Here is a 26,802-nt window from a genome sequence, read left to right on the forward strand (position 1 = left end):
TAAAACCTCATCCATATTAAAGCTAAATGGCAGTTAATGCTTAATTTTGCAACCTTAACAGATCGCTATGTATAACACACTACAACCCGTTTTGCAACAGGAGCTTGCAGCAATACAAGAAGCAGGTTTATATAAAACAGAAAGAATAATAACTTCTGCACAGGGTGCCGATATTACTGTACAGGGCGGGCAGGAAGTAATAAACTTTTGTGCCAACAATTATCTGGGCCTATCCGGCGATGCAAGGGTTATAGAAGCTGCTAAAAAGGTAATGGATACACACGGCTACGGCTTGTCGTCCGTCCGTTTTATTTGTGGAACACAGGATATACATAAAGAACTGGAGAAAAAGATAGCCGACTTTTTAGGCACAGAAGACACCATTCTTTATGCGGCTGCATTTGATGCTAACGGCGGTGTGTTTGAGCCCCTTTTTAATGAGCAGGATGCCATTATATCTGATGAATTGAACCATGCGTCCATCATCGACGGTGTGCGCTTATGCAAGGCCCAGCGCCAGCGCTACAAGCATGATGATATGGCCGACCTGGAAGCCAAACTACAGGAAACAGCAGGCTGCCGTCACCGTGTCATTGTTACCGATGGTGCATTTTCTATGGATGGCACCATTGCACAATTGGACAAGATCTGCGCTTTAGCAGAACAGTATAATGCTTTGGTGATGATAGATGAGAGCCATTGCTCGGGCTTTATGGGTAAAACCGGCAGGGGCACGCATGAGCACCATAACGTAATGGGCAAGATAGATATCATAACCGGTACGTTGGGTAAGGCATTGGGTGGGGCATCAGGCGGGTTTACATCCGGCAGGAAAGAAATAATTGATATGCTGCGCCAGCGCTCAAGGCCCTATTTGTTCTCTAATACCCTAGCACCGGCAATTACAGGAGCCTCAATAGCTGTATTGGATATGCTGAGCGAGACTACCCAACTGCGCGATAAGCTGGAAACCAATACGCAATACTTTCGCGAAGCGATGACAGATGCCGGGTTTGATATTAAACCGGGCGTGCACCCCATAGTACCCGTAATGTTGTATGATGCCAAGCTGGCCCAGGGGTTTGCTGCCCGGATGCTGGAAGAAGGTATTTATGTAATAGGCTTTTACTATCCGGTAGTGCCACAGGGTAAGGCACGTATAAGAGTACAGATATCTGCTGCGCATAGCCGAGAGCATTTGGATAAAGCAATTGCGGCGTTTACTAAGGTGGGCAAAGAATTAAAAGTGATTAAATAATACGTGCATATTTTTTATATTTGTACGTATAAATTCATGGGTTATGAAATTAACGTTAAATATTGAACCGGGATTAATAGATCAAATGAAAAAGGTCGCTAAAAAAAGAAATACAAGTATTTCAAAATTAGCGGAAAGCTTTTTTAAAAAGGAAGTGGAGACGGAACGGGAACCTTTTCGTATGAAAAGCTTAGAGGAATTATCAGATGTAGTTAAACAGTTTACTATTTCAGGTGATCCGGTGCCCGACTTTGACCATAAGGCTGAATATCATAAACATTTGGAAGAAAAATACGGATCGTGAAGAAGATCTTTTTGGATAGTGATATCTTGTTAGATGCAACACTAAAAAGACCTGAATTTATACTGCCCGCTTTGAATATTATCAATTTAATTCAAAATGGTCAATTCAAAGCAGTAACATCATCGGTGGCTTTTGTAAATGTTCATTATTTTTTAGACAGATACGATAAGTCGAATAAATTTTTGTTATTAAATGAATTAAGATCTATTCTATCAATTGTAAGCGTCAGTGAAACAATAATTGATCTGGCTTTAAAAAGTGGAATAAGTGATTTTGAAGATGCTGTTCAATATTACGCCGCTAAAAGTGCAGGAGTCGATGCAATTATAACCCGCAACATAAAAGACTATAAAGAATCTACCATACAGGTTTTAGCGCCTGAGCAATTTTTAAGAACATTATAATGCAAGATCAAATAGACCAATACACTGCCGAGATCAATGCCTTCACACCTGCTAACGCGGATGAGCTGGAAACGTTCCGGATAAAATTTTTAGGGACAAAGGGAATTATTAAGGACCTTTTTGAGCAATTTAAAACCGTTGGCCCCGAAGAGAAACGCACGTTTGGCAAGGTATTGAACCAATTTAAACAACTGGCCGAAGCTAAATACAATGAACTTAAAGAAACCTTTAATTCGGAACTCACAACTCACGACTCAGAATTTGATAAAACTTTGCCGGGCGATGGTTTCCAGGTAGGTTCACGCCATCCGTTATCGTTGGTGCGTAATGAGATCATTGACATATTTAAGCGCCTGGGTTTTGTGGTGGCCGAGGGGCCTGAGATAGAAGACGACTGGCACAACTTCTCCGCGCTTAACTTTCCTGAGGAGCATCCTGCGCGTGATATGCAGGATACCTTCTTCATCAAAAAAAATAATGGTAAGGATGATATCGCTTTGCGTACCCATACCTCATCGGTACAGGTGCGTATGATGGAGAATGGCAAACCGCCGTTTCGTGCTATTATGCCGGGCAGGGTTTACCGTAATGAGGCCATATCGGCCCGCGCGCATTGCTTTTTTCATCAGGTAGAAGGTTTGTATGTTGATGAAAATGTATCCTTTGCCGATTTGAAACAAACCCTTTATCACTTTGTGCAAGAGCTGTATGGCGAAGGCACAAAGGTGCGTTTTCGCCCATCATATTTTCCGTTTACAGAGCCATCTGCCGAGATGGATGTATCCTGTACCATCTGCAAAGGCGCCGGCTGCAACATGTGTAAATACAGCGGCTGGGTAGAAATACTGGGCTGCGGTATGGTAGATCCTAATGTTTTAGAAAATTGCGGCATTGACAGTAAGGTGTACACCGGCTTTGCCTTTGGCATGGGTATGGAAAGAATTGCCAACCTAAAATATGTTATACGTGATCTGCGTTTGTTCTCTGAAAATGACGAGCGTTTTTTAAATCAGTTTCAATCAGAAATTATATAGTATGATGAGAAAATTAGGGATAGCGGCAATATTATTAATAAGCTGCATATCATGCGGTAAAGTGGGTGATGTGGTTCCTAATGTATCGGTAGATTTTAGCATATCATTGCTTGATCCCCGCATGAACGCTTTACATAACACAGGTGGTGCCGTGCTAATAAATGGCTATGGTGTTGCCGGGTTAATTATATATCGCGAAGCTAACGGTAGTTATGCCGCATACGATCGATGCAGTGCCTATTTACCCGCCAACAAATGCGCTGTAACACTTGATAACCCTTCGTATACCTGCACTGATCCTTGCAGCGGCTCCAAGTGGAGTTTAGAGGATGGCACCCCTGTTAAGGCCCCCGCCATCAAATCCTTAAAGGCTTATGCGGTAAATATCAGTAATAATCAGATATTTGTAGAGAACTGATCAATGGAAGCTGATAAAATAAAAGACAGCATTAAACGTGCAGCGCAGGAACTGTTTCGAAAATTCGGGTATCATAAAACCAGTGTTAACGAAATAGCCAAGCGCGCAAAAATTGCTAAAGCTACAATTTACAAGTATTTTGATAGCAAGGAGCATATATTGCATACCCTGCTGATGGATTATATCCGGGTAAGTGTTGACGATTTGATATTAAGCCAACCCCCTGATATGGACGAAGAGGCCCACCTGGGTAACCTCATCATGAAAACCTGCCGCTTAAGCTATACCGTGTGTAATGAATTTATAGGTTGGGATTTTATACGCGAAAGCGCTAATTCGCAAGAGTTTTTAAAGAACCTTAGCAATGAGCTTGAAGAACTGCTGATGGCTTCATTTACCCGTATAATAGCTATTCGTAAAACTGATAACTATCACCAGCGCATGCGTTTTCTTATTAAATGCAGCAAAAGTATCGTATTTAGCTTTGCCTTTACTTCTGTGTCCGACTCGGATGTGCGCAAGAACTTTGTATCCTTCCAAAAAGAAATATTACCTTATTTAGTTAAGGCGGCCATAACTATATAGTTATATATCCGGGCACCTAACTACCTACAGCCATCGTTGTAATTCCATTTAAGGCTGCGCCGCCAAATAAAATCTGGATTAATTAGTATTGAATTTCATTCGTTGCAACCAAACGCATAACAGCCTCGTATAAAGATGTTTTAAGTGATAAATTTAACAAATCGCTCGAATAAAATGTTACATTTAAAACAATTTAATCTCAAAAATCATAAACTATAATCCTCTTAAAAATTATGAAAGCTTTAAAACTTACTTTAATTGTGCCATTATTGGTATTTGCCATTTCCTGTAAAAAAACGGGCAGCACTGCCACTGTAACCGTGGACGAGGCTGCTGATATGGCCGCCGGTTCTGTTGCACAAAACTCATTCGGTTTTTCTTCGGTTGCAGATAATGTAGGCGTAAATGCGCAAACTCTTTACTCAGTTAGTTCGGGTGGTCAGGCGGTTAATACAACCTCGACAGTTTCGCACCAGGCATGCGGCACTACTGTTGCCGATAGCCTTACCGGCTCGGGCAACAGTTCATCAGTTACCTACAGCTTTTTTTACAAATACATGCGTACCCTAAACTGTAATACCGCCAGTCAGCCTGATAACCTGCTGAACGTAGTAACTTTCCGCGGTAATTATGATGGCCCGCGCCTAACCTCTGCCGATGCCGGTACCGCCAGCGTTACCGTAGCCGGCTTAACTACTACTGCCACCAACTATGCTATTAACGGCACCTATACACGTAAAGGCACTTTCACTTCAAAAGAAGGCGCAAAAGCCACAGGCACCAGTAATGTGGAAATTAAGGCAACTAATGTATTGCTTAGCAAGCCGGACCGCACAATAATTAGCGGCACTGCCACTGTTGCCATATCGGGCACAGCGGGGGGCAGCACCTTTAGTTATACCGGTACGCTGGTATTTAATGGCAGCAACAAAGCAACTTTAACCGTTGGAACTACTAATTATGTAATAAACCTGCTTACCGGCGCGTATGTTAAATAATAGGTAGGGTTACAGATTTATATAAAACACAAACGCCCCGAACATTCGGGGCGTTTGTGTTTGCGGGGATTTGCAGTTAAACAGCGGGACCTCAAAGCGGTTCATGTGATTTTACTTTATATTGAGCTGTAAAAAACCGAATCAATTCCGGTGCAAGCACTTTTTCAGAAACATTATGCGTTTGTCCTTTTAAAACCCTGTGCTGCCCGTTTTGCAGTTTTTCTGCTACTGCGTGTGCGGCCTTGCGGAGCATATCTGGGCTCTTCTCTCCGGCAATTGCTATTGCGGGGATGGTTATTGCCGATATTTGTTTAGCTGGCATGGAACCATCGCCCATTATTTCTGCATCATAGGGCAATGAGCCGGCATTGGCTTTCATTTTTGACCAGTTTGGAGTAAGCCTTAAAATAAATGCTATGATGGACGGAACACCGATCACTTGGGTCAGGTAGTATTTGGCGGCATCGCCTTTTAAGCCCTCTGCTATCATTAACTGTAGTTTTTCTACATAACCGGCCGGCGGTTCTTTATATTTTCCATCGATATTAAACGGTGGTTCGTAAAGTGCCAGTTGGGTTATATTGAGGCCAGCAGCAACGGCTTTAAGCGCAAGTACCGCGCCAGAGGAAATGCCAAATAAAAAGGCCGATCCCCCTGCCTCATTGAGCAATGCCTGTATATCATCAATTTCTTTTTGAACTGTGTAGGGTGGGGTATCTCCACTTTCGCCGCGTGCCCTGCGGTCATAAGTAAACACTGTAAAGCTTTCGGCTAATAAAGGAGCAAGTTTTGGCATAGGGCCAAAATCCTTACTACAAAAGGCACCGTCTACCAGTATCAGCGCGGGGCCACTGCCTGCTTTGTTGTAAGCTATGCCGGTGCCATCTTTTGAGGTTACAAAATCCATCTCTGATCTTTATTTTTGGTGAAGGCATAAACTATTCCCATCCAAATCTTTTAGCCACGCAAACCTGCCCCAGGGCGTTTCATCAATTTCCCCCATTGTTATTCCTTTCTCCTTTAATTCCTTAACTTCTGTTTCAATATCATCGGTTTCACAAATAATTCCCTGGAAGTTTGCGAGTGATATTGTGACACCCTGGCCGGGCAGCCCCAACTGGATCCATGTTTGACCATGCTCCATAGGAGCTTCCGCTATGATTTCAAAACCGAGTTTCATATAAAACTCTTTTGCTTTTTGCTGATCGGCTACCGGGATCATAATGATTTCAATCGCTTTCATATTTTTAAATTTATTGGTTTAATTTATTTCAAGAACGAGTTGTTCGGCCAAACGGTCAAAACTTTGGTTCCAGCCTAACTCCATTCCCTGGCATGATGTACTAAACTCCGGGCTTGTTTTGATAATGGCTACATTCATTACTAGCTTTGTTTTCCCTTTTTCTTCAGTAAGGGTAACAATATGTAACACCTCCAGCCCGGCATTTCCATGTTGATCTTTGGTGGTTGTAAAAACAAGCCGGTAAGGTGCATTGATCTCATTAAACAAGCCCGTTACATGTATCACCTGACCATCCCCGGTTTGCATCATGATTTTGATCGATCCGCCTGGTCTTACATCCATTTCACATGCGGGATTGGTATTGTTTTTAGGCCCCCACCACCTGGCCAAATATTCCGGGTTGGTCCACATACTAAATACCAGATCAATAGGCGCCTCAAAAATGCGGGTGATCAACACCTCTTGTTTTGCAGGAGCATTTACGCGTTCATTGTTATTTAGCATCTTCTTTGTTTTTAGCTTGTAATTCTTTTAATAGTTTTTCCATTGCATCGAATTTATCATTCCAAAACGCAGCGTATTGGTTTAGCCAATCCCAAACTTCGCCAAGCTTTTCCATCCTGGCCTCGCAATACCGTTCTCTGCCTTTTTGATTTACTATTACAAGGCCACATTCTGTCAATATCTTTATATGTTGGGATACAGCAGACCGGGTAATATCAAAATGCGCTGCTACCTGGTTAAGATTTAGCTGATTATCAGCCAGCATACCCAATATAGCCCTCCTGTTCGGATCAGCAATTGCCTGAAATACGTCTCTTCTAATCATTTGCAATTATTGTGTAAGTGAATGCTTACAAATTTATAGGTAAGTATTCACTTGCGCAAATTTATTTTTTGGACTATTGATGCCAACGTTGCAGGTGTAAAAAAGGACAGTCTGGATCTGCGCTTATCATCAGTACACATCGAGGCAGCATTACGTATTTGTTAATTAAGAATTAATTTAAAAGTAGTTATCATAGGCAATTATACCCTAAATGTTAACTCAAAAAAACCATTGTATTAAGTAATTACTATTGGTCAAAAAAATCAGATTTGCTACAGAATTGAGGGGGTTTCTTTGCGTTTTACCACGCATAATAGTGAAACTTTTTACATCATCATCTCCTCATTCATGAATATAACTTTACTGCCCAAACCATATTTTTTATTAATTCTTCTACTTACGGGTCTGTGCTATTCATCATTCGCCCAAACTATAAAAGGCCATGTTTCTGATTCTAAAACCGGGGAAACACTAATTGGTGCAACAGTACATATTGAACATGGTAATACCATTCTTAATACCCCGGTTAAACTGGATGGTACCTACACATTTAACAACGTACCTGCCGGAAGCTATAAGTTACAGGTAAGTTATATTAGCTATAAAACCACTAAAGAATACATAGTAGAGGCTGAAAAAGGTAAGGTAACTGTTCTAAACGTAGCTATGATTGATAACTCTACCTCACTTAATGAGGTAGCAATTATTGAGTACGCCAGTAAAGAAACAGATAACTCTGCCCGCAACGCAGAAAAAATTGCCAATAATACCATGAATGTGGTTTCGGCCAGTTCTATCGCCTTATCGCCGGATGTACTGGTATCAAATGTGCTTAGCAGGGTTTCGGGTATATCTGTAGACAGGGGCAATACCGGCGACGCGCAGCATGCCATCATCCGCGGGATGGATAAACAATACAATACTACTTTAATAAACGGAGTTAAAATTCCAAGTCCGGACAATAAAAACAGGTATGTACCACTTGATATTTTCCCGGCCGACCTGGTTGAAAAAATTGAAATATCCAAATCGCTTACGCCGGATATGGAAGGCGATGCTTCGGGCGGTGTAATTAACCTGGTAATGAAAACTGCGCCCAGCCATTTAAGGGTAGAGGGCTATTTAAGCACCGGTTATAGCCAGTTGTTTCTTGACAGGGGCTTTAGCAGTTTTAACGCAAGCACTGTACACTCCAAAGCACCCGGCGAATCATTGCCGCCATTGGGCTACGCGTCTATCAGTGATTTTCCATATCAGAACCTGGTTACTAAAACCGGCAACGCGCCGCCAAATGCCAACGCAAGTTTAACCATAGGCGACCGTTTTTTGAATAACAAATTAGGTGTGATTTTTTCTGGAACTTATGAGAATACCTATGCAGGCAGCAATAGTTTTGTTATCGTTCAGACAAATACAGTAGGGCCTGCGCCCGATGCTAATTCGCAAAACCAGGAAACAAATTTTCAAAGTTCTTACAACCGTATGTATTCATCGCAAATTGACAGGCTGGGTACCATAGCATCAATTGACTATAAGTTTGACAACAATAACTCTATTAACTTATTTGCTACCTACCTGCAATTGAATGAACACCGGGTACGTGAAACCGAAAATTTTGTATATGGCGGTTATTCATATCAGGGTTATCATTACACCAATGGTATAGATAACTTAACAGAGACTCGTACCGACCTGCAAAGTATTTTTAATACAACACTAAAAGGCAAACATAAAATATCCAACGCGTTTTCTTTCGACTGGACATTGGCAAAGTCTGAAGCGACACACAAACAACCTGATATTGCCGAATTTAAAACATCATACAATACCAGCCCGGGTCCCGGCGGAACCAATCAACCTACGCCCGGCGATCTTAATAGTTCTACCTATGTAGCGACTTCTATAGTTACCGGCCCGGTATTGTTAGGTGATGAATCAAGAGTATGGACACATAATACAGATAAGGATGTCTCAGGCTATTTAAACCTGCATTATGATACCAAAATATTTGGCCGTAAGGCATTATTCTCTGCCGGTGCAATGGCAAGACATAAAACACGCGACAATTTTGTTGATAGTTATAAATTGAACCACGGATCTGACCCGGGCTCTATAACATCTGATGAGGTGTTTGTTTCTGTACCGGCCTCAACTTTTACATTTAACTCGCCTGATTATGCCCGCGGCTCATCTTACTCTGATCCGGGAGTATACACCTTTACCGAAAATATCCAGGGTGCATACGGTATGTTAAAATATTTTGTAAATGATCATTTTGATATGATATTTGGTTTAAGGGAAGAGAAAACTTACCAGTCCTATCTTTCACAATTACCAGTAACATTCCCGGGCAAAACGGCTACTTTTAATTATACCGATTATTTGCCTAGCATCAATGTAAAATACGCATTAACAGATAACCAGGCCATAAGGGCATCGTATTTTACATCCATATTGAGGCCCGCATTTGCAGACCTTATTCCCTATCCTGATCAAACAGTTGACGGAAATATAACCATGGGTAATCCATACCTGCAACATACTACTATAAATAATTACGATGTAAGATATGAGTTTTTTCCCGGTGTTTTTGATGAGTTTATGGTTGGGGGTTTTTATAAATACCTAATCAATCCAATTGAGCAAACGTATACTACAAGTCAGTTTGGCGCCACGCTGGCCCTTATGCCGGTTAACCTGGGCAACGCGCATAATTACGGGGCAGAGTTTGTAGCTAAAAAATTCTTTGGCAACATTGGTGCATCTGTTAATTATACCTATACGCAATCGCTTGTTACCACACCAAAAGAGATAGATGTTATTAATCAAACTTCTATAACTTATCACAATCAAACCAGGCCATTACAGGGGCAGGCAGATCACATAGGCAATGTTTCTTTGCTTTATAAAGACACCAAAAACGGGCTGGATGCCCAACTGGCCCTGGCTTATACGGGGCAAAGAATTGCTGCAGTATCAAAATATTATAACCTGGACACTTGGGAAAAAGCCAGCCTTAACCTCGACTTTTCTGCTCAAAAAACATTTGGCGGGCGCTACATACTTTTTGTAAAAGCAAATAACCTCCTAAATACACCGTACGAATTATTTATCAAGCAAAATAACACCTATAACAATACCGGCATTTTAAAATATCCTCACCAGGAAAGCCCCAACTATACTACGGTGGAATATGATCAATACTATGCCCGATACAGTTTAGGCTTCCGTTTTAAATTCTAAATTAAATCAATAAAAATCAAAACAATTAATTAAATCAGCTATGAAAAAATTACACATCATTACGTTATGCCTGGCGCTTTTCGCGCTTGCATCGTGCAGTAAGAAAACTGATACCGCGGTAATATCGGCTCCGCTATACCAGGTGGGAAAATCAATTAGTAACTCGGGTACTTTGGCGGCCGGAACCTATAAAGGTACCATGCTTGCAGGCCAAACTTATACCGTTGGCGGCGATATTACCATTAATGCAGGCGATACCCTGTTAATTCAAAAAGGAGTAAAAGTAAACATGACTAATGGCGCTAATTTTATTGTAAACGGCACCCTTATCAGCTTAGGTACAAGTGATGCCCCTGTTACTATTACAGATCCAAGGAGATCAAAAACTACAGGCCCATCTACAGTAGCTACCGATTCGACTTACAAAGGCGGCTGGGGCGGTATATATTGCAGCAATACCAGTAAACTGGTAGTTATTAAATGGACCCACCTTGATTTTGGCGGCGCGGCTTTAAAAGCGCTTCCGTTCCCTGCAGCAGCCGGATTGGCCGCAGGTAATCAATATATCCTGTTTTTTGAAAACCCTAACGGTGTATTTATATTAGAAGATTCATGGTTATATGGCTCGCCTGATGATGCTACCCGTTTTTACGGCGGTTATTTAAATATCATGAGAAACACTATGGAAAAATGCGGCGGTATTGGCGGCGACGGTTTTAACGCGAAAGGCAGCGCCATTGGTAATATGGCTTATAACCTGATTATCGGCGGTGCAACCAATGGTACAAAATCTGCCAGCGATGGCACCCTTGGTGGTCCGTGCCAGTTTACCATGTACAATAACACTTATGTTAACGATGGTTTTAGAAATACCGGCGTTTATGGCGCAAGAAGCGGTTCTGTTGAGATTGAAAATAATTCAAGGGCGTTGGTTTACAACAATTTGATAGTTGACTGTGATTTTGGTGTACGTATTGCAGGCGGTCCTGGTGGCGCAAAAGTTTACCTGGCCGATACCCTGGCCAATACAACAGGCCCTATTTACAAGACGGCTTATGGCTACAATTATTATTATGTTGATAATGCAGCACAGGCAAATCAAATTGTACCAACAAGTGTTGCCCAGCCGGTAGTTACACATCCGCAGGCAACCGATATTCCAAACATGGCAGCTTTCCTGGGCTCTTCTTATACTTTTGGAATGGTTTATGATGGCACCTCGTTGGTAGCAAAAGGCAATCCGTTATTTGTTAACTACCCGCTTCCGGCTGCTAATAACTTCTGGGTTACCCAGGCATCTGTTGATGGTTTTAATTTCCGTCTGCAGGCAAGTTCACCGGCAGCAGGTAAAGGAACAACTAATGCCAACCTGATTAAACCGATTACTACAGGTATCCCAATCGATCCTGTTTTTGGAGCAACTGAAATCACAGCTCCCGGCAAAGATATGGGTTGCTACCAATTAGATGGTACAGGTAACCACCACTAATACTAATTTAATAGTATGATTTTTAATATAACGATCCCTTTTAGTAGCAAATTGGCTATTAAAATGGGATCGTTATGTTTTTTAATGCTATTCCTATTTTCCTGTAAAAAATCCGGAATTTCAACTATCCCCATAAAGGACAGTACGGTAACCATCCCCCCACCGGTAACGGTAAATTTTTTAACACCGGGGTACGATCCTTCATCATTAGAGACTACTCAACTATTTAACCCGATACCTGTTACCAATAATCTTTTCAGGAAAGATTTGCTCGAGATATCGGGCGTAGCAGCAAGCCGGATGAATGCCGGAATATTATATATACATAATGATAGCGGCAACCCAAACCAGGTTTATTTAACTGATGGGAGCGGTACTGATAATGGCACTCTTACACTTACTCCCGTGGGTAACCGCGATTGGGAGGATATTGCCGTAGGCCCCGGCCCTGATGCCGGGAAAAGTTATGTATATGTAGGCGATATTGGCGATAATGATTTAAAATACAGTTCTGTATTTGTTTATCGTTTTCCGGAGCCTGACCTGACCGGAAAGACCCTGCCGTTTGTTTCATCGGTCGCAACGGTTGACCAGATACAGTTAAAATACCCAGATGGGCCGCGCAATGCTGAAACGCTGATAGTAGACCCGCTTACTAAAGACATTTACATCATTAGCAAAGAAAGTAACCAGGCAAAAATATATGTTGCCCGGTACCCGCAAAGCACAACCGCTGTTACTACATTAACGCCAATAGCCCAATTGCTTTTTAACAAAGCTACAGGCGGCGATATATCACCGGATGGTACAGAAATTTTATTACGCAGTAATGAATTAGTGTGGTATTGGAAACTTCCGGCAAATACAAGTATATCTGCCGGTTTAATTACTAAGCCACAACATGCGCCCTTTATTAACAACGAGCCACAAGGCGAAGGCATTTGCTTTGCCGCAGATGGCACGGGCTATTACACCGATACGGAAGTAAAGGGATACACGGGTAAGCTGGCCACCATATCTTATTATAAAAGAAAATAACTCCTTGTTTTATGCAATATCAATTTAAAAATATAGTAAAAGCCATTTTCCTTGGCTTAATAATTAGCTTAACCTGCCTTAAACCGGCAGAAAGCCAGGTTATACAGATGGTATACACCTCTGACGCGCACTACGCGCTTACCCGTAAAAACTTCCAGGGCGCTACCAACGTAAGTGCCAAGATGGTAAATGCCGCCATGATAAAAAAAATAAATGCGGTGCCGCAGCTAATTTTACCGGCAGACGATGGTGTAAGCTCGGGCGAAAAAGTAGCAGCGGTTGATTACCTGATCCAGACCGGCGATATTGCTAACCGGATGGAGATACCCTACCAAAGCGCTGCAGCCAGTTGGGCACAGTTCTCTGAAGATTATATGCATAGCGTAACGTTAAAAGATCATCAGGATAAACCGGCAAAACTTTTACTGGCCCCGGGTAATCATGATATTTCAAATGCTATAGGTTCAAGCAAGCTGATGAACCCCAAAACCGATCCTACATCTATGGTGCAGATATACAATCTGATGATGAAACCGGCCCAGCTTAAAACCAACGAAAATTATAACTACGCTACTGATAAGGTCAACTATTCATTAAACGTAAAGGGTATACATTTAATGTTTATTACGTTATGGCCCGATTCGGCTGAACGGATATGGATGCAAAAGGACTTGGAGAACGTTGCTAAAACAACACCTGTTATTGTTTTTTGCCATGACCAGCCAACGTCCGAATCAAAACATTTTACCAACCCATTGCCGCCTTACAATATGACCGCCGACAACAAATTTGAAAACCTTACTACCGAACATTATAAAGAAGGAACAGTTGCCGCAAAGGAAGATGACGCGACCAATATTGAACAGCGCGGCTGGGTTAAGTTTTTAAAACTGCACCCCAATATCAAAGCTTATTTTCATGGCAATAGCAATTGGAACGAATTTTATGTTTATAGCGGCCCCGATCATGACGTCGCGCTTAATACGTTCCGGGTAGACTCGCCCATGAAAGGCGATTACTCATCAAAGGATGAAACCAAATTGTCTTTTCAATTAATATCGCTCGATCCGGCAAAGCAGGAATTAACCGTAAGAGAATGTTTATGGGATACAGAACCCACTAACCCCGCATCAAAAACAGTTTTTGGCAGCTCAAAAACAGTATCGCTTAAAGTGCAGTAGGGGATATTAGCAATCTCTGCGTAGGTAAGTCGTTTATATGGCGTCGCCACGCTCATGCCTCGTTCGCAATAATGGGGTTGTGTCTTGTACTGTCTCGTACTGTCCCAACTGTCTTGTAATTTATTTTACAAGGCAGACAAGACAGTACGAGACAGTTTGTTACCTCGACCCATCACCACTGCTTTCTGCTCTCTCTTTGATTATAATCCGGGGCTAAAAAACATGCCTTAAAATAAAACTTCATGCAATTATTAGTTAAAACAACTTGCTATATGGTTTGTAGTAACTGTACACAAACTTAATAAGAGAAGAAACAATGAAAAGCATCTTAGTAATGATCGTCATAATAGTTATAGCGATTACCACGACATTTGCCCAACAAAGGCAATATCAAAATCAGGACAGGAACAGCCGCACCACCCAGCAAAACCGAACCAACCAGGCAAACCGTAATAATTCTAATAACAATAGCAATTATAACAAAAGCAGCAGGTACGGCAATTCGCATAGTACCCAAAGCCACCGCTCGCATAAAAGTGTACATCGTTACCATTCAGACGAGCAAAGAAGGTATTAAAATAGCAATAAGCAGTTTACTAGTATAGTAAAGCCCTTTCCGGATACCGGGGGGCTTTGTTTTTTAGAGATTGGTAATTAGAGATTACCCTCGCGGAGGCTCACCAAGGCTGCAATATCTTGTAGTTTATTTTACAAGACAGACAAGACAGTAAAAAGTGATTGCCACACTACACAATTAGGTGGCGGGAGAGATATCTGCATAATTCCCTATCTTTGCCTCACAATGCAATTAACAAACACATCAGCAGCTATTTGGGAGAAGGGTTATAACAACTATGGGCCGTGGCTCAAGGAGAAGTACCCCGGGCACCGTGTGTTTAAGGTTATTGTTGATGGTAATTTTACCTGCCCCAACCGCGATGGCAGCAAGGGCTATGGCGGCTGCACGTATTGCAATGTAGATTCGTTTACACCATCGGTTAGTCGTAACGCCTCTACCATACGCCAGCAGGTAATGGAGGGTATGGAGCGTGCGCGCAAGGGCAACAAGGCCGATAAGTTTATTATTTACTTTCAGCCCAATACCAATACCTACGCCCCCGTGCATTACCTTAAAGCACTGTATGACGAAGCGCTGAGCTATTGCACCGAAGATATTGTGGGCCTGAGCGTAGGCACCCGCCCCGATTGTATCGACGCCGAAAAAATAGCCTTGCTGGAAAGCTATACCGATAGGTTTGACGTGGACCTGGAAATGGGTATGGAAAGCATTTACAACGAAACGCTGGACCAAATAAACCGCGGCTGTAGTCACGACGACCTGCTTAATGCACTTAAACTGGTAGAGAACAGCAAGCTGGATATTTGTGTGCATACCATCTTCGGTTTCCCCTGGGAAACTAAGGAAATGATGCTAAAGTATGCTGCCGAGATAAACCGCCATCCGCAGATAAAATTTGTAAAGTTTCATCACCTGCATATTGTGGAGGGTTCTGTTATGGGTGTTAAATACAAACGCGAGCCTTTTAAACTTTTCGGCCTTGATGAGTATGCCGAGTTTTTATGCGAGCTGCTACCTCTTGTTAGGCCGGATGTGGTGATACAACGCCTCTTCGGCCTAAGCGACCTGGACCTGCTGATAGCACCCAACTGGGGCCTAAAAAAATCAGAGATACAATACTACATCGATCAGAAGATTTTGAATAGGGGCGTGGTGCAGGGGAGTGCGCTTTAAGCAGCATTAAGAGTCTGCCCCCTCCTACAGGGTGAGATTTAGCGGGGGCTTTGCACTTATAAAGTATAAACAAGTATTTTAGGGGAATAAATCAGAGCGCCTTTTGTCACAAAAAAAATTACTAAACTATATTCCGGCATTAACCGGGGTGCGCGCGCTGGCGGCATACCTTGTTTTTATATCGCACTATTGTTATGTTTTTAACGATGTTTTCCCTCACCTAATGCAACGTTTTTTAGGTGAGTTTCACATTGGGGTATCTGTATTCTTTGTACTGTCGGGGTTTTTAATAACTTTTAGGTACTATAATAATTTTCATTTAACTACCAATTGGTTTAGGCAATACCTTAAAAACCGTGTAGCACGCATATACCCCATGTATGCCCTGCTTACCATTTGCGCGTTTGTTTACTATTTTATTACTAAAGACCAAAGCATAACCCAGGGTTACCAAAACCCAACATGGTTAATGGTGCTGAATATTACGTTTATGCGCGGGTTCTTTTATAGGTTTTGGAATACCGGCATAGCCCAGGGATGGTCGCTTACGGTTGAAGAATGCTTTTACTTTTCGGCACCTGTTATATTCCTTATCGCCAAAAAATACAGTAAATTTTATATACAGCCGTTGGTACTAACCGCCTTTGCTATAGTAATGGTGCTGATTTTTAGCCATGTGGATTGGTATGGCTTTTTCGGGAACTTCCCGTTTGTTATGCTGTTTACCTTTTTTGGGCGCTGTTTTGAGTTTTTTGTAGGCGTGCAATTAGCGCGAATTGTTTTGCACCAGGGCTTTGCCCGCACCAACAAAATAGTGTACACCTATTTAGGTTTTATGCTGATGTTTCTTTGCGTGCTGGCGATGGCTTTTCAGCCGATACCTAACGGCTGGGCAGCCGGAGTTGAAAGCCCTACGGGTATAATTATTAATAATTACTTTTTGTGTATTGCGGTGGCGCTTTTTTTTTATGGGATATTGACCGAGGCCACCGTTTTAAAGAAGGTGCTAGCTACTCCGTTTATTGAGCTGCTGGGCAAAAGTTCGTATATATTTTACTTGATACATTTGGGCTGGATGTACAACCTGATACATACTGCAACCGATTGGTTAAATGATGGGGTATTTGCCTTATATGATAAATGGGGCGTTACATGGCACTCGCCTTTTGAATATGATAAATTAAACCTGCTGTATGCATTCATCATACTTAATGCCATATCGGTTTTATTGTTTAAAACAATTGAAGAACCGCTAAATCATTACGTTCGTAAATCAAATTTCCTGATTAAGAATAAACCGGGTAACCCGGATAATGAATCGAACGCGAATAAAGTAGGTATGGCTATAAAATGAAAAAGCTCATGAAACGAGCTGATAAATTTATTAAACCGGCTATTGCACAATTTTATTAGCACAATAAGAGCTGGCAAAAGCCTCTGGTTTGGCTTTAAATACAAAGCCCATACTTAATATATAACCCATAGCCTCGTGCAATGCAGCGTTTGATTTAAACATGGGGTTGGTATTAATATCGGCATGCACTTCCAGGCTAACATCATACAGATCAAGCAGGTCGCAAAGCTTGTAGGCTATATCTATAGATTTTTGCACCTCGGTAAGCATCCGTTCTTTAATGCTCATTTTTTGCGAGGTGCGCTCCTGGTGAATAAACATAAACCCCCCTCTTGCTTCGCGCAAAAACACAATTACAGTAGCAAAATCAGTTACATTTCCCTTAACCTGCGAATCTGTTCCAATACAAACTTTAAGCTTATTGCCCAGCAGGCTTTCTCTTTCAATTGCTTTTTCTACTTCTTCAATAATTGGCGATTGAATGATCTCGCCGCTAAACTTTCTCCAGGTCATAAAGTTGTTTTTTGAGTAGTCCGTTAATGCATACACTAAAGATAAATCATAAGCTTACATATAAACGTAAAGTGTGTGTGGTTTATTTGTTAACATTTAATTATATATCAACAGGTTAACAACAGAATGAGGTAAGATTAAGTTTGCTGCCTTTTAAATTTTTTATTAAAAATCATAAAAAATCAAATCCATATCAGACGCAGACTTTTTATTAAAAAGAGCGCCTCGTTGGCCGTATTGGAGAAAATATGCTGTCAATAGCTAATAAACGCCGTAAAACAAGCCGAATTTGTTCGCGATGCCCGCGACAGTAAAGCCCACGCAGGCTATAGCGCTATAGGTTTATATGTGCCGGGATATATAAGAAGATAATAGAATCTGTTAGCAAGGCCGGTATAGCCCGGCGCGGTTTAATTAAGCAGTAGCTACCAACTTACTCAAACTCCGGTATACATATTCGTTATAAATATGTCTGCGGGCAAATCTACCCGGCGAATCGGCATTGATCAGCTTTATATAAACAGCTTTGGGTACATCAAAATACTCGTAAGCACTGCCATCTAAAAAAGTTATTTTAAGTACCTGCGATTTAAATTCAAAATCGGCAATATTAGAAGTGGTAGTGGTAGCTGTGTATTCAGCTAACGACTGATTTCTTGTTTCGGGTGCAATGCTTACTAAAAAATGGTAAGCTTCAATAATGGTTTTACTTTTTTCTTCAGCGTCTGATTTTTCATTGTCATCCTGAAACTTATCCGGGTGCCAAACTTTCATCAAACCTCTGTAAACAGATTTTAATTCATGCAACTCGGCAGCTTCCGTAACTTCTAAAAGTTTCCTGTAATCAACAATTTTTTTCATAGCGTTATTTGTAATTTATTGTCGTTGAAGCAGAAAGCAATGAAATAGTTAACGCTTTATTCAAGAAAATAATTTCGCGAAGGTACAGAATCTTTTGATTTGATAAAAGATTGTATTGCCCGAACTATGATTGTTTAGGATTTAAAGATTAGTTCGATTATAAATTTATGGTTCAGACAAATATTTACGCTGTTACAGTAAGTGTATTCCCGCTAATTACTACGGTATATTTTTGCAATGCAGCAAGCGCCGGGCCCTGTATAACAGATCCGTTTGTGCTAAACTCGCTGCCATGCAGCGGGCAAATAAATAAACCCTGGCCGCTATTATAATTTATAGAGGCACCTTCATGCGTACATCTTACCTGTACGGCTGTAAAAGAGCCGACTGCATTACCCGCGGCAATTCTTACCAATATTATGCCATTTGATATTTTTGAATCGCCAATAGCAGTAAGTGAGGTGCTCAAATCTGTACTAAATGTAGTACCTGACCCTGTTGCCGGAGGAATTGGCGCAGTACCCGCCGATGCCGGTGTAGCATCATTACCTTTACCGCCACATGCTACCAGACTGCAACCCATACATACTGCCAGTGCGCCTATTCCCAATTTCGATAAAAATTCTTCGCGTTCCATATCTTGTGTTTTGGTTAAGCAAAACAGACTTACGAAGCTTCGTAAAATCTTATATTGTATATAACTAATATTTTTTCTCTTCTTTTTTAGCCCTCGGGTTAAAATCAAACATTCTTGATATGGTAAAACCTATGCGGTATTGCCCCTTTGAAAACCGTTGCTGCGAATTGCTAAGCATGTTCATCTCTGCAACAGAATTTGCATTGGTAATATTTACAGTAAACACGTGGCCGCCGGTTTCTACCTCGTAGCCAAAACCCATTGGGTCCTGAAACGTATCTGTATTGTTTCTAAAAGCAGAGAAAGGGTGCGCGTAATCAAATATTACACCCGAGTGATTGGTTAGCTTAATGCGCGCCGAAGCCTGCATTGCAAAAAAGCTCTGCTCATTACCCGGTAATATTGGAAAAGGTGTGTTATCACGCACATAAGTTGGTGCTACCTGTAAAGCAAAGCCCGGCGAAAATTTACGGGCAAATATGGCTTGCATTAAATGAGAAAGCCTGCTGCTAAAAGTTGGGAACGCACCATAAGGCTTTGCTCCGATTTCGCCAACCAGGGTTATGGCAATAGGCGAGCTGCCATTAGTTGTTTGATGCAATACCGCCCATTTTAATTCCAGCTGTACTAATTGCCCAATAGTGCTCCTGCCCAGGTCAACATTAAAATTATCACTAACGCCGTATTCAAAGCCGAAGAAAACATCATTAACCCGGTCAATACCAAAAGCGGTTTGCGGGCCGCCATTACTGCCCGCAATATCACCAAACCGGTGTATTACCTCAAAGTTTAAATTATTCCTTTTTACCATTTCGGTAGTTTGTGATAACACTAACCTGGTTGATTTAAATATGGCCACAGGTACGGGTTTTTCATCAACCCCCATTAAATTCATTAAAGAATCTGCTGCCGAATTCCCTTTTTTAGTATCCGTTTGCTGTGCCTTAACATTCAGGCTTAATGCTATAATAGCTAATAGTGCGATGTGCTTTTTCATGTTGGGATGATTTAGTGTATGATTAATTCTATTTAACTGCTGTATATGTAGCAGAAACGTTCATTTTAATACTCTCTGCAATGTTGTGAAATACTAATCGCGGTATTGTAATATGGTGATCGACACATTTTACCATAAACTCTGAGGTTAGCGTTAACACGCCATTATTTACGGTAAGCGTGCCCGGGATAGTGCGGGTTTGCTTAACATTATGTACATCCAACTCGCCTACTGCGGTTACCGGGTAAGTACCATCTTTAGTAAGATCAGGATGCTCTTGGATTTTGCCTTTAAAAGTAGCGCGTGGGTATTTATCGCTTTCTAAATAGTCGCTGTTAAAATGTTCCTGCATTAACGCCTTTGGAAACTTGAATGTGGTTATAGCCACGCCAAATACCAAATCGCCCGTGGCCGGGTTATAAACCGATGTTCCGGAGGATGTTTTGGCTGCTATATCTTCAATTGGCGCGGTAGAAAACAAGCTTATCTGTGCGTTTTTACAAGCATAGAGAGTCCCGCCTGCCTGGAAAATGCTCATCCAGGCAAGTAAAATAATACTGATATGTTTCATGTTTACTTAGGTTTTGTTAATGAATTTATGTTCCAATTTAGCCCCACGGCTAAACCTGCTGTTTCTACCTTGACCTGACTGTACCCTATATTTGACAGTGGCACTTTTAAATAAGGCTGTAAACTTATTCCAACCTTTGAATTAATTTGACGTTGATAAGTTGCCTCCAAATTCATGATGCTAAACAAATACTTGCCGCGTGTTTTAACAGCATAATAAGATGGCCCGTACAGGGTAGCTGTATTGCCATAATCATACGTATAGCTTTCATGCATCATGATATATGATGATAAACCCGTGCCCACCGTTATTTTGTTACGATGATTATTATATACCTGGTAGCCAATATTAATAGGTATATCTAATACCCGGCAATCAGCCGATACATATTCGGGCGCGTTTTTAAACTGATAGGTGGTATGATAATCTGCAAACGGTAGGGTGTATGGTTTAAAAGAATAATTTACTCCAGTAGTGATTGTAAACTTCTTAACCAGTTCTGCCGAGAACAATAATCCGTAATTATACCCCTTATTAGTATTTTGCAATGAGCCAATACCATTCATTTCTGACGATGCCAGCACACTCAAAGCAAACTGAGGGCGAAATGATGGTTCTGTTTTCTTAATTCCGGTCTTGCCGGATTTTGTTTGTACCGAAGTATTGGGCATTGCAGGTACAATATTAATTGAAGCGATGGCCGGTTTACCCAAAGTATTTGAGGATGTAATACCCGGCACTTCACCAACTGCGGTTAACGCCGCATAATCTCTTGTATTGGAAACCGGGTTATCATCGTTGCCAATTTTTCCGACAGCATTGCCATTATTTTGCAGATTAAGCGGCCGCGCATTGTGCGATGATTTATTATTGCCATTATGCCTGGCCACGCTATAGTTATTATTTGCTATATACTCTTGTTGTGCCTTTTTCTGGTGCGGCTGCTCTACCAATCCGTTTCCTGGTTTAGTGATTGTATTTGTTGTGCCCGGCTGTGCGGTCAATTTCTCCCCTGTGTTTTCTGCCGATTGTTTTGCCGCTACTATTTGTTGCTGCGCCTTTTGTGTTGGAGTAACAGTTACTGCCGGTTGCTGTATTATTTGTTGTGTTTTATTAACCGCTACCTGTTGTTGTACTTTTTGCACATGGGTTGTAACCTGCGGTTTAAACATTAACCAGCCAAATAATATCAATATAGCTGCTGCAACGCTGCTTAAAATAGGTAACCAGAAAACTTTTTCCGACTTTTTATTCTTATCAAGTATCTGCTCAAATGCATCCCAATCATCTTCCCGATACGCGGCTTCATCAACCGGGTCTGCGAGGCTATGCTTGAAAATTTTATCTATATCCTGCTCTTTTTTCATTACTTATTTGATGCCATTTTTACTATAAAACGCCGGTTTAATAGCAGCGCCATTCATTGCCACTACCGGGTTAAAATCTACTCCTTTATTATAATTACCAGACGAATCTGAATCGTGTATCATTTGTTTTAGCTTTTGTCTTGCCTTAAAAAGGTTAGATTTTGATGTGCCAATATTTATATTCAGCATATCTGATATTTCTTCGTGCGAGTAACCATCAATTGCAAAAAGGTTAAATACCGTTCTGTAACCTTGCGGCAACCGTTGCACCATCGCCAGCAGATCATTATAATTTAAATTATTATCCGCTGATGTGCTTATATCATATACATGCTCCGCAGTTTCCAGGTCTTCGGCATAGGCCATTTTAAGATTAGCCCGATAATAATCAATAGATACATTCATCATTATCCTGCCCAGCCAGGCTTTAAAGGGCCGACCGGCATCGTAAGATTCTATTTTGGTAAAAACCTTAAAAAAGCCCTGGTTCATCACTTCGGCCGCCTCATCTCTATCGCCGGCATACCGCAAACATATTGCCATAGAGAAGCCATAGAATGCTTTGTAGAGCATTTTCTGGCTTTTCCTGTCTTGTGTTATACAGCCTCTGATCAGTTGATGTAACTCTTCTTCGCCCATATGGGTTATAAAATAGTTGCTAATGTGATATTACCCGTTTCTTGTTTCTATAAGCATCACGTAAATTGTTATGTGACGGTTGCCTTGAAGTATAAATTTAGTTTAAAATAATGATAGTTCTGATCATTTTCATTGTTCTTGTAAATTATTCAGACTTTTCAACAGGTTTATTGTTAGGTTTTTATGAAATTTTTAATGGATAAAGGCAACCTTTTAGGTTTATCATTCGTGTATTAAATAATCAATCTGGTTTAAAACGTATAAATTATTTTTTTACATGATCCCTGTTTCGATAGTTATTATCACCAAAAATGAAGCTGAAGTTATAGCCGACTGTATACACGCGGCTAAGATGATAACGGATGATATAATTATAGTTGATAACTATAGTACCGATGAAACTTTTAATATAGCCCGGCTATTAGGGTGTCGTATATACCAAAAAAACTGGGATGGTTATGGTGCCAATAAAAATAAAGGCATAGGGCTGGCTAAGTACGATTGGATATTAAGCGTTGATGCTGATGAAATTGCTGATCTTGAACTTGTACTATCTTTACATAGCCTTAAACTGGATAATACGGGTATTGTTTACGACATTAAATTTAAATCATACTTCGGCAAAAAGCTGATACGTCATGGCAATTGGGGGCGCGACCATCATATACGTTTATTTAATCGTACAGTTGTAAAGTGGTCTGAAGCAAATGTGCATGAAACCTTAATACTTCCCGGGCAAATGCAAATTGAACGGTTAGATGGCTGTATGCACCACTATTCAGTAAAAGACAGTAACGAGTGTAACAACAAAGCGCTTTACTATGCACATTTAAGTGCCGAAAAATATTTACAGGCCGGTAAAAAGGTAAATCCTGTTAAGCTATATATATCGCCAATTTTTAGCTTTATTAAAGGTTATATTGTGTTTTTGGGGTTTTTGGATGGGAAGGAAGGTTGGAGTATTGCAAAAATTACTTATAAAAACAAATGGCTTAAATATCACTATTTAAACCGGCTGGAAAATAACGCTAAGAAAAAGCCATACTTAAAAGCTAATTTAACGCGCTTAGTGATTGAAAATTAAACCGTCAGTAGCTGGGTTATGGAAGAAACAGTGTGTTTTAACGAGTATCGCTTCAAGTGTCCCAGGGTGTCCCAGGTGTATTCAGGTGTCCCTGGGACAGTATACTCACAACTTCGTGTTTGCCCGGTTATTGTAGTATTACGATTCGTAATCGGATATCTAATCGCTAAATACGTTAATTTAGTTGGTGAATATTAACCATTTAGCAAGCTAAATGAAAAGAAAACTACTCCAAAATCTTTCGGCAAATGCCCTGCAGCTTATTATCAATCAACTTTTTGCCTTAGTTATATTTTATATACTATCAATTAGCTTAAGCAAAGACAGTTTTGGACTAATAAATCTTGCACTGGCTATACTGCTTGCTGCATTTAATATACTCTCTTTTGGTATTGATCAGGTTATTATTAAAAAAATAGCCGCAGGCGATGACGCGCAATCGGTACTATCGCTTTATATAAGTCATGTATTAATTACCGGTCTGTTATTTTACGGATTATTGTTAGCGGGTTTAGCTTTGTTTCCACACCAACCTGTTTACAGTTTACTATTATTGATTGGCATTGGTAAGCTGATGATTTATTTTTCTACACCATTTAAACAAGCCGCAAATGGTTTAGAATTGTTTAAGCTGGTAGCCTATCTATCGGTAATATCTAATTTTGCGCGTTGCATCTGTTTAGTAGTCGCCGCCTTGTTACATGCCATTAATTTGCCTGTTATTGTTGCTTTTTTTATTATTGGAGATACGCTGGAGCTGGTTATAGGGGTTTACCTGTTTAAACGGATGGTTAAAGTTCCGTTAACTAATAAATGGAACAAAGCCAATTATATTAACCTGGTGCGTGAGTCGTTGCCGCAAGTGGGTGTGGTGTTAATTACATCGGCCTTGGCCCGGTTTGATTGGATATTTATAGGCTTTATATTATCAGCAATAAAACTGGCCGAATATAGCTTTGCTTATAAAGTGTTTGAAGTTTCTACACTGCCCTTACTGGCTATAGCCCCGTTGCTAATTCCGCATTTTACAAAACTGTTTAAGCAGCAAAATATTCATATCCCTAATTTTAAAACTTTAATTCGGGTAGAAATGGTTGTAGCCGGGTTTATTGGACTTGTATTAAATATGTGCTGGGGGCCTGTTATTGATGGCATAACCGCGGGTAAGTATGGTGCAATAAATGTTAACACCATTTTTATATTATCGTTATGCATGCCTTTTTTATACCTGAACAATTTTTTATGGACGATGTACTTTGCACAAGGGCGATTAAAAATGATATTAACCGCATTCATCATCACCCTAATTGTAAATGTTGCCGGCGATATTATATTGATACCTTTTTACAAAAATGAAGGCGCCGCGTTTGCCTTTTTAATAGCATGTATAGCACAAGCTATATATTTTCTTAAAAAGAATGAAATTGCCGGGCTTAACACCATCTGGCAGCCATTGGTAATTTGTGTAACCTGCGCAGTATGCAGCGGCTTGATAACTAAGATCCTCCTTTTAAATACCTGGGTTGCTGTACCCGTTGCGGTGGCTATTTACCTGGTTTTTTTATTAGCCACCACACAAGTAAAACTTACCGACCGGAAAAACTTAGGCCGTCTGCTTAATTGGTAAAATAAGTTCATTCCCCATCCCTCTAAGGCAACCATTTTAATTTTCGAAGCGTAATCTTAGTGAGAAAATTAAAACAATTATCAATGGTTTTCACCTATGGTAGTTTCAACACGATTAAATTTAATGAATAACGGCACAAAAGTTTTTAACTTAAAAAAACTACGTATTTACGCAGATTGGAAACTGCTGTTGTTTTTGCTGTTATTTTTAAATGTAAAATTGGCTGTAAAAATTCCCGCAATTGCTCTTATCTATCTATTACAATTTGATTTTAAATTTGGCTTCAGGCTAAAAAACTCAAGGCTGCCGCTGTTTTATCCATTAATAATTGGCATTGGTATTATTGGCTTTATCATCAACAGCAATTATTTTAATATAAATTACAATATAGTTTTTGCAACCGGAATTGGCTTTTGGGTTATTTGCATATTGGCCATCCACCAGGTTAAACTATCGGTAGAAAGAAATAATACCGAAATAATTCACAACACAATTGTGATTTTCTTTATTATTAATGCAGTTGCATCACTGCTAAATCTGGCTTACATTGTTTGGGAAACGCATGCTGTTAATCCATACACCTACCAGGGCGAGTATCAAAAATACTTTATCAGTACCGGCGATTTTATAAAGGGCCTCACATTTGATACCTCGACAACCAACGCCGTTTTAAATGCCTTTGGCGTTATTTATTTTTTAACTAAAAAAAATGCAGGCATGGCGTTGTTATGCATGGCCATTTTAATTCTTACAGCCAGCAATTTTACCAATGTATTTATATTGATTATACTGGCTTACCTGTTTGCTTTTAATAGTAACCGCGATCAAAAAAGTGTAATAATTGTTTGCCTGGTGTTTTTAGTTGTATTTATGGCAAAAATATCGCCACAGAATAATGACTATGTGATAAACACGGTTAAAACTTTCTTTTATAAGAAAAACATAGTATCGCCCTGGCCCAGCAATAACAAAGTACCAGTTAACTTAAGACCGGACAGCACGCTCAGTCCCGAAGAAAAAAGACAAAAGATCGCGATACTTTATTTAGATAGTATAGAAAAGATACACAAAATCTCTACCGCACATTTAATTCTTCCGCCAAACGTGCCAATAACTGCCACAGGCAGAATCTTACTACCCAGGCCAAATGTTAATCTACCGGTTTACCAATGGCTTAAAACTACCCCGCCAGAACAAAAACAACTGGTTGATTTTGTCAACATGCACCAAAAGGAGCTGCCTGTTTCAGGCCATCCACACTGGACATCTGTGCCCGGTAAAGTTACCGGGATATTGCAAACGGTACATTTTTTAAAAGAACATCCCTCAAAAATAATAGCAGGAGATGGTGTTGGAAATTTTTCATCCAAACTGG

At 40.6% G+C, this 26,802-nt stretch carries 28 protein-coding genes; 17 read left to right on the forward strand and 11 right to left on the reverse strand.

Features of this window, described 5'->3' with window-relative positions; genetic code table 11:
- Nucleotides 1-67 precede the first annotated feature (67 nt).
- From kbl to JWP71_RS10380, 7 genes are all read left to right on the forward strand, one after another.
- On the forward strand, nt 68-1,258 hold the full coding sequence (kbl, locus tag JWP71_RS10350) for a glycine C-acetyltransferase (protein WP_299499420.1): 1,191 nt from the start codon (nt 68-70) through the stop codon (nt 1,256-1,258).
- A 43-nt stretch (nt 1,259-1,301) separates the two neighbouring features.
- Complete coding sequence (locus JWP71_RS10355) at nt 1,302-1,562, forward strand: DUF6364 family protein (protein ID WP_299499422.1); 261 nt, start codon at nt 1,302-1,304, stop codon at nt 1,560-1,562.
- Entirely contained in the window at nt 1,559-1,966 is a 408-nt protein-coding gene (locus JWP71_RS10360) for a PIN domain-containing protein (protein ID WP_299499424.1), read from the forward strand. The genes JWP71_RS10355 and JWP71_RS10360 overlap by 4 nt, the downstream gene beginning before the upstream one ends.
- A complete protein-coding gene (gene pheS / locus JWP71_RS10365; RefSeq protein WP_299499426.1) occupies nt 1,966-3,000 on the forward strand; it encodes a phenylalanine--tRNA ligase subunit alpha in 1,035 nt (344 codons plus the stop codon). Before JWP71_RS10360 ends, pheS begins: the two co-directional genes overlap by 1 nt.
- 1 nt (nt 3,001) lies before the next feature.
- Entirely contained in the window at nt 3,002-3,418 is a 417-nt protein-coding gene (locus JWP71_RS10370; protein WP_299499428.1) for a hypothetical protein, read from the forward strand.
- 3 nt (nt 3,419-3,421) lie between these two features.
- Nucleotides 3,422-4,003, forward strand: coding sequence for a TetR/AcrR family transcriptional regulator (locus JWP71_RS10375; protein ID WP_299499431.1), 582 nt, complete (start codon nt 3,422-3,424; stop codon nt 4,001-4,003).
- A gap of 233 nt (nt 4,004-4,236) precedes the next feature.
- Nucleotides 4,237-5,001: a hypothetical protein gene (locus JWP71_RS10380; RefSeq protein ID WP_299499433.1), complete on the forward strand. Its 765-nt coding sequence runs from the start codon at nt 4,237-4,239 to the stop codon at nt 4,999-5,001.
- A gap of 91 nt (nt 5,002-5,092) precedes the next feature.
- On the opposite strand, the gene JWP71_RS10385 is transcribed toward JWP71_RS10380, so the two are convergent.
- From JWP71_RS10385 to JWP71_RS10400, 4 genes are read right to left on the reverse strand one after another with little or no spacing between them, the layout of a single operon-like run.
- Nucleotides 5,093-5,908, reverse strand: coding sequence for an alpha/beta hydrolase (locus JWP71_RS10385; protein ID WP_299499434.1), 816 nt, complete (start codon nt 5,906-5,908; stop codon nt 5,093-5,095).
- 9 nt (nt 5,909-5,917) lie between these two features.
- Complete coding sequence (locus tag JWP71_RS10390) at nt 5,918-6,244, reverse strand: VOC family protein (protein ID WP_299499436.1); 327 nt, start codon at nt 6,242-6,244, stop codon at nt 5,918-5,920.
- Nucleotides 6,245-6,262: 18 nt separating this feature from the next.
- Nucleotides 6,263-6,748: an SRPBCC domain-containing protein gene (locus JWP71_RS10395; protein ID WP_299499438.1), complete on the reverse strand. Its 486-nt coding sequence runs from the start codon at nt 6,746-6,748 to the stop codon at nt 6,263-6,265.
- Entirely contained in the window at nt 6,738-7,073 is a 336-nt protein-coding gene (locus tag JWP71_RS10400) for a metalloregulator ArsR/SmtB family transcription factor (protein ID WP_299499440.1), read from the reverse strand. Before JWP71_RS10400 ends, JWP71_RS10395 begins: the two co-directional genes overlap by 11 nt.
- Before the next feature lie 348 nt (nt 7,074-7,421).
- Between JWP71_RS10400 and JWP71_RS10405 the strand changes: the two genes are divergently transcribed.
- The 7 genes from JWP71_RS10405 (at nt 7,422) to JWP71_RS10435 (ending at nt 17,131) form a co-directional block, all read left to right on the forward strand.
- Nucleotides 7,422-10,316 carry a TonB-dependent receptor gene (locus JWP71_RS10405; protein WP_299499442.1) on the forward strand — a complete coding sequence of 965 codons (2,895 nt, stop codon included), beginning with the start codon at nt 7,422-7,424 and terminating at the stop codon, nt 10,314-10,316.
- A gap of 40 nt (nt 10,317-10,356) precedes the next feature.
- A complete protein-coding gene (locus tag JWP71_RS10410) occupies nt 10,357-11,805 on the forward strand; it encodes a hypothetical protein (protein WP_299499444.1) in 1,449 nt (482 codons plus the stop codon).
- A gap of 84 nt (nt 11,806-11,889) precedes the next feature.
- Nucleotides 11,890-12,843: a hypothetical protein gene (locus JWP71_RS10415; protein ID WP_299499446.1), complete on the forward strand. Its 954-nt coding sequence runs from the start codon at nt 11,890-11,892 to the stop codon at nt 12,841-12,843.
- Between the two features lie 11 nt (nt 12,844-12,854).
- Nucleotides 12,855-14,024 (forward strand): metallophosphoesterase, encoded by a 1,170-nt coding sequence (locus tag JWP71_RS10420; protein WP_299499448.1) that lies wholly within the window; start codon nt 12,855-12,857, stop codon nt 14,022-14,024.
- 316 nt (nt 14,025-14,340) lie between these two features.
- Complete coding sequence (locus JWP71_RS10425) at nt 14,341-14,601, forward strand: hypothetical protein (RefSeq protein ID WP_299499450.1); 261 nt, start codon at nt 14,341-14,343, stop codon at nt 14,599-14,601.
- 225 nt (nt 14,602-14,826) lie between these two features.
- Nucleotides 14,827-15,777 (forward strand): TIGR01212 family radical SAM protein, encoded by a 951-nt coding sequence (locus tag JWP71_RS10430; protein ID WP_299499452.1) that lies wholly within the window; start codon nt 14,827-14,829, stop codon nt 15,775-15,777.
- 103 nt (nt 15,778-15,880) lie between these two features.
- Entirely contained in the window at nt 15,881-17,131 is a 1,251-nt protein-coding gene (locus JWP71_RS10435; protein WP_299499455.1) for an acyltransferase, read from the forward strand.
- 39 nt (nt 17,132-17,170) lie between these two features.
- Here JWP71_RS10435 and JWP71_RS10440 read toward each other — a convergent pair whose 3' ends face one another.
- The 7 genes from JWP71_RS10440 to JWP71_RS10470 all read right to left on the reverse strand — a co-directional run bounded on the left by JWP71_RS10440 (nt 17,171) and on the right by JWP71_RS10470 (nt 22,716).
- Nucleotides 17,171-17,644 carry a ribonuclease H-like YkuK family protein gene (locus JWP71_RS10440; protein WP_299499457.1) on the reverse strand — a complete coding sequence of 158 codons (474 nt, stop codon included), beginning with the start codon at nt 17,642-17,644 and terminating at the stop codon, nt 17,171-17,173.
- A 414-nt stretch (nt 17,645-18,058) separates the two neighbouring features.
- Nucleotides 18,059-18,505 (reverse strand): KTSC domain-containing protein, encoded by a 447-nt coding sequence (locus JWP71_RS10445; protein ID WP_299499459.1) that lies wholly within the window; start codon nt 18,503-18,505, stop codon nt 18,059-18,061.
- 184 nt (nt 18,506-18,689) lie between these two features.
- Entirely contained in the window at nt 18,690-19,142 is a 453-nt protein-coding gene (locus JWP71_RS10450) for a Rieske 2Fe-2S domain-containing protein (protein WP_299499462.1), read from the reverse strand.
- Between the two features lie 64 nt (nt 19,143-19,206).
- Entirely contained in the window at nt 19,207-20,139 is a 933-nt protein-coding gene (locus JWP71_RS10455) for a DUF5777 family beta-barrel protein (protein ID WP_299499465.1), read from the reverse strand.
- A gap of 28 nt (nt 20,140-20,167) precedes the next feature.
- Nucleotides 20,168-20,710 (reverse strand): YceI family protein, encoded by a 543-nt coding sequence (locus JWP71_RS10460; RefSeq protein WP_299499467.1) that lies wholly within the window; start codon nt 20,708-20,710, stop codon nt 20,168-20,170.
- Between the two features lie 2 nt (nt 20,711-20,712).
- A complete protein-coding gene (locus JWP71_RS10465) occupies nt 20,713-22,077 on the reverse strand; it encodes a hypothetical protein (RefSeq protein ID WP_299499470.1) in 1,365 nt (454 codons plus the stop codon).
- Nucleotides 22,078-22,080: 3 nt separating this feature from the next.
- The gene (locus tag JWP71_RS10470; protein WP_299499471.1) at nt 22,081-22,716 is read right to left on the reverse strand and encodes a sigma-70 family RNA polymerase sigma factor; all 636 of its coding nucleotides are present in this window, start codon (nt 22,714-22,716) and stop codon (nt 22,081-22,083) included.
- A gap of 277 nt (nt 22,717-22,993) precedes the next feature.
- Here JWP71_RS10470 and JWP71_RS10475 point away from each other — a divergent pair, with 277 nt between their 5' ends.
- From JWP71_RS10475 to JWP71_RS10485, 3 genes are all read left to right on the forward strand, one after another.
- Complete coding sequence (locus JWP71_RS10475) at nt 22,994-23,800, forward strand: glycosyltransferase family 2 protein (RefSeq protein WP_299499473.1); 807 nt, start codon at nt 22,994-22,996, stop codon at nt 23,798-23,800.
- Nucleotides 23,801-24,014: 214 nt separating this feature from the next.
- Nucleotides 24,015-25,427, forward strand: coding sequence for an oligosaccharide flippase family protein (locus JWP71_RS10480; RefSeq protein WP_299499475.1), 1,413 nt, complete (start codon nt 24,015-24,017; stop codon nt 25,425-25,427).
- A gap of 123 nt (nt 25,428-25,550) precedes the next feature.
- Nucleotides 25,551-26,802, forward strand: a 1,252-nt coding sequence (locus JWP71_RS10485) for a hypothetical protein (protein WP_299499477.1), incomplete at its 3' end; no start/stop codon positions are given.

The organism is Mucilaginibacter sp., assembly GCF_028287845.1.
In the GTDB taxonomy this organism is placed as follows: domain Bacteria; phylum Bacteroidota; class Bacteroidia; order Sphingobacteriales; family Sphingobacteriaceae; genus Mucilaginibacter.